Origin of the sequence: Okeania sp. SIO2F4, from assembly GCF_010672385.1 — a bacterium.
GTDB lineage: Bacteria > Cyanobacteriota > Cyanobacteriia > Cyanobacteriales > Microcoleaceae > Trichodesmium.
Genome location: NZ_JAAHGT010000252.1, coordinates 1 through 11,148, shown reverse-complemented (window position 1 = coordinate 11,148; position 11,148 = coordinate 1). Strand labels below are relative to the sequence as shown.

Here is an 11,148-nt window from a genome sequence, read left to right as displayed (position 1 = left end):
CTGCTATATTCTCTACTTTTAAGGAACACCAGCCAAGATTATAGTATAAATAAGCAAATTGCTACAGAATTTAACATTTATACAATATCCTATAGTCAAAATTTAGGAAAATTTGTATTAATTTCTACTCAGTGAAAATAAATTTCTGATAGTCAATTATTTAGGGTTTGCTGATTAAATCTAAAAGCACTGACATATAAAGGTAAGTGCCTTTGTATAGCGAAAAAAAGTGCAAATTTTTCAGCTTGAGTGACCAAAAATTTAGGACTTTGAGCAGACAAGCACAGAAAGATACAGGTATAATTATTTCCACTACTCCCCCCTCTCCCCACACTCCCCATACTCTGCTTTTTTCAGCAAACTCTATTTATTCCCGCACAACAGACCAAATTTAATTAACCCTCGTTCATATCCACGGCTCATTAAACCTAGGGAAAGAGCAGCTTCAATTGTTGTCCAACCACTGAAGAGCAAACTAACAAGAACTTTAGGGTCAAAAGCTGATTCAATCACTACATCCCAGAAAGGAGCAGCAGCAGTTGACCAGTCAGCAGTACAGATATCTTGAAAACCTATATTTTGGGCGATCGCCTCATACTCTGGCAAAGAAATAACATAAGGTAAAGCATAAACCCGATAAATATCAGCCAAGTGTCTCCGTTCATCATCGGTCAGTTCTCCATTAGAGCTATCTACTGGACGATGACACCAAGTAGCCATAATTATTGTGCCACCAGGCTTTAGTACTCGATGGCATTCTTGCAAAAATTTCTGTTTATTGGGCATATGTTCTCCACTTTCGAGAGACCAAACCAAGTCATAAGACTCATCAGCAAAGGGCATATCTAAGGCATCGGCTACTATGAAATTAGTCTGTTGACTTAAGTTGGCCGACTCAGACCGTTCCTTAGCTCTTTTGGCCTGCACAGGAGAAAGGGTGATACCCGTAGCAGTAGCATTAAACTTTTCGGCTAAGTACAGTGTACTACCACCGATGCCACAACCTACATCAAGGATCGAGGTAGGAGGCCACAAACTTGATGCTTCATTTGCTGCTCCCCACTGAAGTAGTTCCTCAATCATGTCTATTTGAGCTTGTCGCCTGTTTTTTTTCTGCTTACCATCTGGTCCATAGTAGCCGTGGTGCATATGTTCGCCCCATGCTTCTTCCCACAGACTGGAGGAAGCATCATAGAATTGTTGAATTTGTTCGATTAGAGTTGAGGTCATTTCAGTTATCAGTTATCAGTTATCAATACTTCCAGCTTAAATCAGAGGCTTGATAACTTATTTCACGATCATAATTATAGATTAATTAAGGTTGTGACATACTCCCATACTAAGCTGACGCTATAGTGTGGGCTTCTCATTTCCCAGTCCTGCCACTGCATCGGACAAGAGCGAGCTTTAAGGACGGGATGTCCCGCCGCCCTATTTTTTATATTTATTGCTGCATTCAAGTCGCGGTCTATGACGATACCGCAGTGTGGGCAAGAATGAGTTCGTATGTTTAATTCTTTCGGGACTTTTTCACCGCAATTCGAGCAATCTTGGCTGGTATTTTGAGGATTCACAGCTATAGTTTTCACTCCAGCATTTCCGGCTTTGACAGTTAAAATAGACAGGAATTGACCCCACCCAGCATCGTTAATTGATTTACTCAAACGGGTCTTTGCTAGCCCTTTAATATTTAAGTTTTCGTATTGGATAACTTCAGCTTTTAATAACAATTCATTGGCTGTTTTGAAATTAAAATCTTTACGCTTGTCAGCTACTTTTTTATGTTGTTTAGCCACCGCTTTGACAGCTTTTAACCATCTTTTGCTGCCTTTCTTTTTGCGGGATAAACGTTTTTGTAGAGTCTTTAATCGCTTCTGAGATGAGCGATAATATTGAGGAATGGGAACCGATTCTCCTTGACTTGTTACCAAGAAGTTTTTCAGCCCCATATCGATTCCCAGAGTATTTTCTGTTGTCGGTTCGACATCAGGGAAATAGGGAACCCATTTATTTTCTAAGGATAGGGTGACATAATAGCCATCAACTTTACGGCTAATAGTAACGGTTTTAATTTGAAAACCTTCGGGCAATGGTCGATGTTGAATCAACTTGACTTTACCAATTTTAGGTAAATTAATCTTATTTCCCTCAATACAGTTTTGCTTGATTTGAGGGTAAGTAAAGCTACGATAACGACCTTTTCCTTTAAATCTTGGTTTGCCTAATCTATGGCCATTTTTATCTGCTTTCAACCACCTTTCAAAAGCAAGTTTTACCCGTTTAATACAATCTTGCAATACTTGAGAATGAATTAGTTTGTACTCCCGAAATTTATCTTTAGTATTGACTAAATCTTTTTTCTGAGAGTAATAATCCGGGTTATTTCTTAGTTGAGGAATTGGCATTATTAATGGGCTTGCATTAACCGGACAGCGATTTTCTGACCACCACGAAAACCTCTCACCCAAACGATAGTTGTACTGCCGACGCAACAAGTCCAGCCATAGTTCTATGGTAGAAACTTGTTCTTTATTAGGCTTTAATTTGTACTGATAAGCCGTCCACATTACTATAAACATATTATCGCTTATTGTTATGATAACATCAACTTTTGAGTCTTGAACAAAAAGCAATATTTGTAAATTAATGGGGCATTGAACTCAATTTATTTACCGCCGATTAATCTCCCGCTAAATGAGAGATTATGGCGCGAGGCTTCTCGACGATTTAGCTAAACATACATACTAAAAAATTGCAATGAATGTAGCTCGAACTATTTGTCAAGGTTTTATTATTGTCATTACTATTGGCAGTATATTACTAATGCTACCTATCTCAATGAGTAGTGGGAATTGGAATCATCCTGTAACTGCTTTATTTACAGCTACTTCTGCTGTTTGTGTGACTGGACTATCCGTTGTAAATGTGGGAGAGTATTATTCATTTTGGGGGCAGTTGTTCTTATTATTATTAGTTCAAATTGGAGCTTTTGGTTATATGACTGCTACAACTATTCTTTTGTTGTTGCTGGGTCATAAATTTCGTCTGAAAGAAAAAGTCGCTCTTCAGCAATCTTTGGAACAGGTGGGATTAGCAGGTGTAGAGGGTTTAATTAAGTCAATTTTAGCGACAACAATTGTGTTTGAATTTACCGGTGTTGTGTTACTTTTGTTAGTTTTTGTGCCAATTTATGGTTTTCAAGAAGGTTTTTGGTATTCTATTTTTCATAGCGTTAATGCTTTTAACAATGCAGGTTTTAGTTTGTATTCGGATGGGTTTGTTCAATATGTAAAGTCTCCGTTGCTAAATTTTGTAATTACTGGCTTGATTATATTTGGTGGATTGGGCTATCAAGTTATTATGGAAATGTATTCATGGGTTAAAGATCGTTGCCAAGGAGAACAAGCCTGTCACACTTTTTCTCTACATTTTAAAGTAGTTACTCATACCACTATTTTTCTATTACTCTTTGGTTTGATTGCTTTTTTTATTGGCGAATTTAATAATCCTAATACTCTAGAAAGTTTAAACCTAGGGGAAAAATTAATTGCTGCTTGGTTTCAATCTGTTACTACTAGAACTGCTGGTTTTAACACTATTGATATTGGCAATTTGACTGATGCTAGTTTGTTTTTAACAATTGCTTTAATGTTTATTGGTGCTAGTCCGGGTAGCACTGGAGGAGGGATTAAAACTACAACTTTTACAATATTATTTAATAGTACAAAAGCAGCTCTAGAAGGTAGAGATGAAGTGTTATGTTATCAGCGCAAAATTCCTATGATAGTTATTATTAAAGCTATTGGTATAGTTTTTGCATCAGCTATATTAGTGGCTTTCGCTACTACTATAATTGCATTTACTGACCAACAATTAAAATTAACTCAAATTTTCTTTGAGGTTGTATCTGCTTTTGCTACGGTTGGTTTATCTACAGGTATTACCTCCAATTTTACAATTCCCGGACAATTAGTTTTAATTGCAGCAATGTATATAGGTAGAGTAGGTGTATTATTGTTGGTTTCAACTGTTTTTGCTGAACAAAAGCCTAGTGCAGTTGAATATCCAGAAGAAAATTTATTTGTATAATATCAGTTGGAAAAGATATTGCTAAGTAGGTAGGTTTCATTAATGAATAATGGATAATGGATAATGGATAATTACCTCTGGTGAAAACCGCAACGGAATTGAATATAAGGAAATTCAAGAGCATTTTTCTCTTTTGGGAGATTGGATATGGCGTACTTCGGAGCGGCTCTGTAAGAGCGGGATACCTCGCCATTCCATCCTACTCCAAGCTCCGCAATTCAAGTCACTCCGCGTTTTTCATGTCGGCGACAGCCGAAACGCGCGTTATGCGTTAGCTAAAGGAGCGCTTTTTCTCCTATGGGGGGAGGCTTTTAACCAAGGTATTTAATTAATAATTATAATTATTCGGTAATTAAATAGAAAATGATTGTTGAGAGGCAACAAGGAACAGGGGATAGGAAACAAGAATTAAACAATTTCTCTGAGTTAACCTACCATTTTTTACACATACTTACTTAGAGCTGGCTGAATAAATCTAGAACCCATAGATATCAGATATTTAAATGCAGTAAAAGCTTGAAAAATTGGCAGATACTGGATTAAATTAAGTTCAAAAACTAGAAATTTCCTCCAGTCAGGTGAGTAAAAAATGCACACAAATAAACAGTTAAACTATTGCAGATTGCCTATTCGTCATTCCCTACACTCAGCCATAAGACTTTTTCTAAAATTAACTTTTTTTAGTAGTGGTCTGTCAATATTGATTTGATGGGTAAGCTATTAAGTTTTCTCCCTTGTCTACTTTTCCCTCTTGTATTCTCAATTGAGTTTGAACCCATCATTTGAAAATTGACAAACCAGCAGGTAGAGTAACCGTCAGTTTGGTAACTTAAAGGAGTAGGGGAAATGTCGGTTTAGCAATATAGGAAAATTAAATTTGAGGGCAGATTTTTTCCTGTTCCCTATTCCTTTTTTTACTATAAAAATTACCGAATTCATGCATAGATAGTTACAGTAAAATCATCTGTAAAACTATTAAGATACTTACCCTCCTCCTAACACCTAATACCTACAACCTACGAACAAATCCAATGTAGCAACATTTTATGAAATTGATATATATTGTTGGAATTTGGTATAAGTAGGTAGGCTTTTAAATGCAACTCTGTCTGAAGCGAGTGGAACGGACTGGAAAAAAGCAATACTCGAAAGAAGCAATCTTAATGATTTCTAGGATTTGAAAATAGGTTCTATTCTACAACTTTTTTTGTCTACCTACTTAAATAGTTGTGCAAAATTAATTTAATATTTGCTGGAGAGGGAACACCTTGGGTGTGAACAGTGAAAAGAAAATATACCTGAGTAGTAAATATGCAAATATTTTTACCTACCTAGCTTAATTGTTTGAGTTATTGATGCTCAAGTCAAAACTCAAACAAAGTTTAGTTATGTAAATCTAGTTGTTCAAAACTTTTATTTAATTGATAGAATCTGACAATGTAAGCATTCAGCTATTGGCGGTTAGCATTGGGCAATAAAAATGAAAGAGGGAGCAAATTTTTTCTGGATATCTAAAGTTAACTGATTTCCTGTTAGCAATAGATTTGAATTTTAGCTCAATCTCTCAATACTGATTCTTTGTCAGAAACCTATAATACTAAATCCGGTTATTATAGGCTAGTTACCTAAATTTCCCAATATTCTTTATATCAAGACTTTGACTTTTTTAAATATAATATCAATTCTCAAAAGTGAATGGAGACTTAGTATAGGTGAATCATAAGAAAAGTAAATGTCAAGAATACCAAAAATCGAAATTTATGAGTAGATTTGGGAAGATATTTTAGAGACATTATCTCTCTAGCTACTTTCGAGAATTGGTATAACCTTAGTCAAGGAGATTTGGTATGAAACTGATAGGTGAAGTCTGAATGCTTACTTGTAAATAGATATTTGGAGGCAGCGTTGTGTTTGCTATTCAAAAATAGAAGCTACAACGCTGAATTTTTAGTGAAATTATCATCTTGGAATTTTTGGCAAAATTTGCGCCCGGAAAATAAACAATTTGCTGTAATTGGTTTAGGTAGATTTGGTAGAGCTGTTTGTGAAACACTACATAATTTAGGTTATGAAGTGCTAGCTATTGATAAGGAAGAAAAAAAGGTAAATTTGGCTCTAACTGATGAAATTTCTTCTCATGCTTTTAAATTAGATTCAACAGAAATTAATGCGATTAAACAAGCTGGTATTTTAGATTTTGATACAGTAATTGTTGCAATTGGTAATTATTTGGCAGAAAGCATTACTACCACTCTAAATCTTAAAGAATTGGGTGTAAAATCTGTAGTAGCTAAAGCTTCTTCTGAAACTCATAAGAAACTATTAGAAAAGGTTGGAGCAGATTATGTGGTTTTTCCAGAAAGAGAAATGGGTTGTGAATTAGCACGATTACTAACTAAGCCTGGAATAATTGATAAATTTGACATCGACCCAGAACATAGTATTGTAGAAATTATTGTACCGGATAAATTTGATGGTAAAACTATTGCTGATTTAGAAATACGGAATAAATATGGTTTGAATTTATTAGCAGTCAGTGCTGAAGATGAAAAATTTACAATTAATCCTAAGCTAAGTACAATCTTAAAAAAAGGAACAGCAATAATTGTACTTGGTTCTAATGAAGATATTAATCGTTTGCAAAAGTAATAGGAAAATGATAAAAATCATAGAAATTGTTGATTAAAGTAAATGTAAAAATGCTGTAGTAAAGAGGGAAAAACAAAAATAAAAAGCTATTTTTTTACTCTAAAATAGAATTGAATTCCTGACTTAAATTTAGCTACTTCTCTGTAGCAGTTGGGAGACAAAACGAGTACCTTGGCAATAGCCATAAATTTATCAAAATAATTGGGTCTGAAAACCTGTCTTTCAAGGCGAAATGTTTTTAGAGGGTTGCTCTAATACCATTTATCAAAAAGAATGCTATATCTAATTGGGTGGGGAAGTGTGGGGGGTTGGGGGGAAAAGTAAAAGTAGGAATAATCAATACTGACCGATTAATAATTGTCAAAAATAGACAAAAAACTTTAGTCATTATTTTACTTTTGATGTAGAGCTGAAGCGTAGCATTACTTTTAGTAATTGGTATAATCCCTGTAAAAAAAACAACTTCTAACTTCTGACTTCTGAATTCTGACTTCGTTAAATTCATGGCAGTATTCAAGTTTTAATTTTGGAGCTTACTGAAAAAGTATTATGGGTTAGAGTAGGGAATGGAGAATAATCTGAAGAACAATAGTTTGACTATGAATTTTTCTCCATTTTTCCCTCACCTAACTAGAAAAAATGTGATATTTTCAGCTTGATTTAGTCCTGCATTTGTCACTTTTTTATAATTTTGTAGCACTTAAATATCCGATATCTATCGGTTCTAAATTTATTCAGCCAGCTCTATTTAGTCGATCAAAAATCAAGGTAAAAATAATTTCAAGTAATTATGGGAGAATTTTCTGGTTATCAAGAGGCAAAACTAGCAACTAATTTGGTGCAAAAATATTTGCCATGGCTATATAGTTTTTGGAAGTTTGCTCGTCCACATACAATTATTGGTACAACATTAAGTGTGCTGGCTTTATATCTAATTGCTATAGGCGATCGCTCGGATTTTTTTAATCAATCTTCGTTTATATATAGTTTCATTCTATTATTGGTAAGTTGGATAAGTTGTCTATGTGGAAATGTTTATATAGTAGGATTAAATCAGTTAGAGGATGTGGAAATAGATAAAATTAATAAACCTTATCTACCTATAGCTGCTGGTGAATTTTCTCGTTTTTCTGGTCAACTGATTGTGGCAATAATGGGTGTTTTGGCTTTAAGTTTGGCTCTGATTGGCGGACCGTTTTTATTAGGTACAGTGGGAATAAGTTTGGCAATTGGTACAGCTTATTCTTTGCCTCCTGTCCGATTAAAAAGATTTCCTGTTTTGGCAGCACTATGTATTTTTACTGTGCGGGGAGTCATTGTCAATTTAGGCATATTTTTAAGCTTTGTTTGGGGATGGGAAAAATTTGAGGAAGTCTCAGGAAGTTTAAATAAATGGATTGGAGAATTAGGTGAAATAATTCTATTCAAAAAAAGCTTGATAATTCCGGAAATTCCTCCGACAGTCTGGGCGCTAACTTTGTTTGTGATAGTATTTACTTTTGCCATTGCTATTTTTAAGGATATTCCAGATATTGAAGGAGACCGTCAATATAATATCAATACATTTACGATTAAGTTAGGAGTATTTGCTGTCTTTAATTTGGCAAGGTGGGTATTAACAATTTGCTATATTGGAATGATTATATTTGGTGTAGCTTGGTCGGCAAATATTAATCTAATTTTTTTGCTAATAAGTCATTTATTTCCTTTGGGTATAATGTGGTGGCGTAGTCAAAAAGTAGACCTGCAAGATAAAACGGCGATCGCTGATTTTTATCAATTTATTTGGAAACTATTTTTCCTAGAATATCTAATTTTTCCCATGGCTTGTCTTTTTTAAGTTAAAACTCAAAAGTCAAAAGTCAAAAGTAAGAAAATTTATAATTTTGTCTGACTTTTAACAACTAGACTCCCCATAAATTGGAGATAGATATTTAGTAGCAATTTTAAAAAAGAATATTATAAATGATGCAATTACTGATTTTGTTTATCGGCAAAAATGAATGATTCGACCAAAATCAACTGGTGGATATTGCCAAAAATATCCCTGGAGTTGAAAATCTCTGAGAAGGAGAATTTGTCGGTTCTATCCTGGAGTTTTAATTTAGGGAGGGAGAGGATTTTACTATAGTGCGTCTGAGTGGCGATCGCCAAACTATTAGTATCTCTGGACTAGGAGATGCCAGCTTAAAAATTGCTTTGTCAATTCAAAAAGGCTATCCTCAACCTATTATCGCCGTGGATTCAAATTACAGTTTTGAGCTAGTTTTAGATAAGATAAACTTGCTGGAAAAACTGCATCAAAAAATCTTATAGTCGTCTTATCAAACAGTAAATTAAAATTAATATTTTGAGTAACATCGTGGTAGACAATAATGTACAAAACCCAAGGAGTAGATACAACAATAGAAGCTGAAAAAATCTGGTTTTAGCTGATAGGTAAAATGCCTATATAAACCAGAATCATGCAATATCATAGAGCATCTATTCAGCCACAACAAATTTGGTGGGATTTATTTAGACAGCAACAGGATAATTTAACCAATAAACAATTAAAAATAGAGTATATAAAGTTCAAGCTAGGAGAGGAATATTGCTCAATCAATAGATTAATTGATACAGATTTTATGATTGTTTCTGAAATATATTTAGCCGTCACTCTTGCTGAAATATTAGATAATTTGAATATTCCTTATTATTTAGGTTGTGGTATTGCTAGTTCCTTTTGGGGAGAACGGAGACAAACAGAAGATGTCGATATTGCCGTGATTTTAGAACTAGAAAAAATACAACAATTAATAACAGCTTTATCAGCATAATTTTATGTAAGTGAAATTGCTATAGATGATGCTATGAGTGGTCGTACTAATACCTTTAATGTTATTCATACGACATCAGTCATCAAAGCTGAAATTTATCCTATTGAACAATCTAATGATTTTGATTTTCCTGCCATGTCGCGCCGGAAACAAGTACAATTATTTTCTACAAATCAACTTATTTATATTGTTTCTACTGAAGATATTGTTTTACAGAAATTAAGATGGTACAAAATTGCGGATAATTACTATCAAAAACAATGGCGTGATGTATTAGGAGTTTTAAAAGCTAGACGAAAAATATTAGATTTTGACTACTTGAGACTTTGGAGTAATTATCTAAAATTAACTCCAGAATTAGAAAAAGTTTTTGATGAAACAAACTTGGCTTGATATTACTAAACTGGGGAATTATACATTCAGTTAGAGATTACTTTGAAATTTTGACTTGTGCGTAACTCTATAATTGGAGAGATTATAATTAGGTAGATGGAAAAATTTACAAGTAAGTCAAATCTGGTGGTTTAGTCAAAAAGTAGACCAGGAAGATAAAAAGGCGATGGCTGATTTTTATCAATTTATTTGGAAACTATTTTTCCTAGAATATCTAATTTTTCTTATAGCTTGTCTTTTATCTTAGTCATAATTGAAGATAAAAATTTAGGAATTTATCTAACCATAAATTTATGCCATTAAGAGCTATCTTAAATAATCAAGAATTATTATCCCCATTTCTATCTGACAAAGAATGAGAAAAATTAAAACAGAATCAAGTTCAAGTTATTTTACCTTGTTGTGAAGCAACAGGATATTTAAGAACCTCAAAAAAGGGAACTAAGCATTTTGTTCATAATAAGAAAGATGGATGTAGTTATTGCCCAGAAACATGGCAACATCTTTTATGCAAAACAGAAATTGCTAAAGTCTTTAAAAATATGGGTTATGAGGTTAAAACTGAAGCAAGTGGAGTAGATTGGATAGCAGATGTTTTAGCTACTAAGCAGATAAAAAATCAATTAGTTACACTTGCTTTTGAAGTTCAATGGAGTCCTCAAAGCTTAGAATAAACTGAACAACGTCAAGATAAATATATCAGAAATGGGATTCGTTGTTGCTGGTTATTTAAAAAGTTACCAACATCCGAAGCAAGACAAGATATACCTATGTTTCAATTACAGTTTTACGCTTCTAAAAATCCTACGGTAATTTCTGATAATAATATCTATCTTTTAAAGAATTTTATTACTGAAATTTTATCTGGTAATTTTAAATTTTGTCAATTTTACCGATATAAAAAACAACAAGACATTAAAATCAGATTTTTTCCTGTTAATTTTTGGCAATGTCGCGGGAAACATTATATTTATGACATTCACAATGAATCTTATGAAACTTTATGTGGCTGTAATTTGAATTTAATAGACTAAATTGTATTAACACACAAAGTTATAAATGAGCCTGAATTTCTCTCTGAAATTGTAAGTAAAGCTGATGAATACTTGAATACTCAAAAAGCTAAACGTCAAAATATGAAAATGGGGAAAATTAAATCTCGCTATAGTAAAACAGTTAGAAACTCATATACTTCATT

Annotated in this window: 11 protein-coding genes and 1 pseudogene; 9 read left to right on the top strand and 3 right to left on the bottom strand. The window is 33.5% G+C overall.

The features are described from left to right. Positions 1–363: 363 nt before the first annotated feature. Positions 364–1,230, bottom strand: a complete 867-nt coding sequence (locus F6K22_RS17130) for a methyltransferase domain-containing protein (RefSeq protein WP_293100155.1) — start codon at positions 1,228–1,230, stop codon at positions 364–366. 74 nt (positions 1,231–1,304) lie between these two features. After that, positions 1,305–2,579 (bottom strand): RNA-guided endonuclease InsQ/TnpB family protein, encoded by a 1,275-nt coding sequence (locus F6K22_RS17125; RefSeq protein ID WP_363273762.1) that lies wholly within the window; start codon positions 2,577–2,579, stop codon positions 1,305–1,307. Between the two features lie 178 nt (positions 2,580–2,757). Between F6K22_RS17125 and F6K22_RS17120 the strand changes: the two genes are divergently transcribed. After that, on the top strand, positions 2,758–4,089 hold the full coding sequence (locus tag F6K22_RS17120; protein ID WP_293100152.1) for a TrkH family potassium uptake protein: 1,332 nt from the start codon (positions 2,758–2,760) through the stop codon (positions 4,087–4,089). Positions 4,090–6,000: 1,911 nt separating this feature from the next. Continuing rightward, positions 6,001–6,738 carry a potassium channel family protein gene (locus F6K22_RS17115; protein WP_293100149.1) on the top strand — a complete coding sequence of 246 codons (738 nt, stop codon included), beginning with the start codon at positions 6,001–6,003 and terminating at the stop codon, positions 6,736–6,738. Between the two features lie 238 nt (positions 6,739–6,976). Here the strand turns inward: F6K22_RS17115 and F6K22_RS17110 are convergent, their stop codons facing one another. Continuing rightward, positions 6,977–7,243 carry a hypothetical protein gene (locus tag F6K22_RS17110; RefSeq protein WP_293100146.1) on the bottom strand — a complete coding sequence of 89 codons (267 nt, stop codon included), beginning with the start codon at positions 7,241–7,243 and terminating at the stop codon, positions 6,977–6,979. Between the two features lie 285 nt (positions 7,244–7,528). Here F6K22_RS17110 and F6K22_RS17105 point away from each other — a divergent pair, with 285 nt between their 5' ends. From F6K22_RS17105 to F6K22_RS17075, 7 genes and pseudogenes are all read left to right on the top strand, one after another. Continuing rightward, the gene (locus tag F6K22_RS17105) at positions 7,529–8,578 is read left to right on the top strand and encodes a homogentisate phytyltransferase (protein ID WP_293100143.1); all 1,050 of its coding nucleotides are present in this window, start codon (positions 7,529–7,531) and stop codon (positions 8,576–8,578) included. A gap of 290 nt (positions 8,579–8,868) precedes the next feature. Then, complete coding sequence (locus F6K22_RS17100) at positions 8,869–9,054, top strand: hypothetical protein (RefSeq protein ID WP_293100141.1); 186 nt, start codon at positions 8,869–8,871, stop codon at positions 9,052–9,054. 149 nt (positions 9,055–9,203) lie between these two features. After that, the gene (locus tag F6K22_RS17095) at positions 9,204–9,557 is read left to right on the top strand and encodes a hypothetical protein (protein ID WP_293100138.1); all 354 of its coding nucleotides are present in this window, start codon (positions 9,204–9,206) and stop codon (positions 9,555–9,557) included. A gap of 33 nt (positions 9,558–9,590) precedes the next feature. Further along, on the top strand, positions 9,591–9,950 hold the full coding sequence (locus F6K22_RS17090; RefSeq protein ID WP_293100135.1) for a hypothetical protein: 360 nt from the start codon (positions 9,591–9,593) through the stop codon (positions 9,948–9,950). Positions 9,951–10,071: 121 nt separating this feature from the next. Then, positions 10,072–10,197: pseudogene (locus F6K22_RS17085) on the top strand (homogentisate phytyltransferase); the annotation flags it as partial. Between the two features lie 295 nt (positions 10,198–10,492). Then, complete coding sequence (locus tag F6K22_RS17080; RefSeq protein WP_293100132.1) at positions 10,493–10,624, top strand: competence protein CoiA family protein; 132 nt, start codon at positions 10,493–10,495, stop codon at positions 10,622–10,624. Positions 10,625–10,720: 96 nt separating this feature from the next. Further along, positions 10,721–10,984, top strand: a complete 264-nt coding sequence (locus tag F6K22_RS17075) for a hypothetical protein (RefSeq protein ID WP_293100130.1) — start codon at positions 10,721–10,723, stop codon at positions 10,982–10,984. Positions 10,985–11,148: the final 164 nt, after the last annotated feature.

Excerpts from the sequence above, each read along its gene's own strand:
- F6K22_RS17130 (WP_293100155.1), bottom strand. The coding sequence starts at position 1,230 with ATGACCTCAACTCTAATCGAACAAATTCAACAATTCTATGATGCTTCC.
- F6K22_RS17125 (WP_363273762.1), bottom strand. The coding sequence starts at position 2,579 with ATGTTTATAGTAATGTGGACGGCTTATCAGTACAAATTAAAGCCTAAT.
- F6K22_RS17120 (WP_293100152.1), top strand. The coding sequence starts at position 2,758 with ATGAATGTAGCTCGAACTATTTGTCAAGGTTTTATTATTGTCATTACT.
- F6K22_RS17110 (WP_293100146.1), bottom strand. The coding sequence starts at position 7,243 with ATGAATTTAACGAAGTCAGAATTCAGAAGTCAGAAGTTAGAAGTTGTT.
- F6K22_RS17105 (WP_293100143.1), top strand. The coding sequence starts at position 7,529 with ATGGGAGAATTTTCTGGTTATCAAGAGGCAAAACTAGCAACTAATTTG.
- F6K22_RS17095 (WP_293100138.1), top strand. The coding sequence starts at position 9,204 with ATGCAATATCATAGAGCATCTATTCAGCCACAACAAATTTGGTGGGAT.
- F6K22_RS17090 (WP_293100135.1), top strand. The coding sequence starts at position 9,591 with ATGAGTGGTCGTACTAATACCTTTAATGTTATTCATACGACATCAGTC.
- F6K22_RS17080 (WP_293100132.1), top strand. The coding sequence starts at position 10,493 with ATGGGTTATGAGGTTAAAACTGAAGCAAGTGGAGTAGATTGGATAGCA.
- F6K22_RS17075 (WP_293100130.1), top strand. The coding sequence starts at position 10,721 with ATGTTTCAATTACAGTTTTACGCTTCTAAAAATCCTACGGTAATTTCT.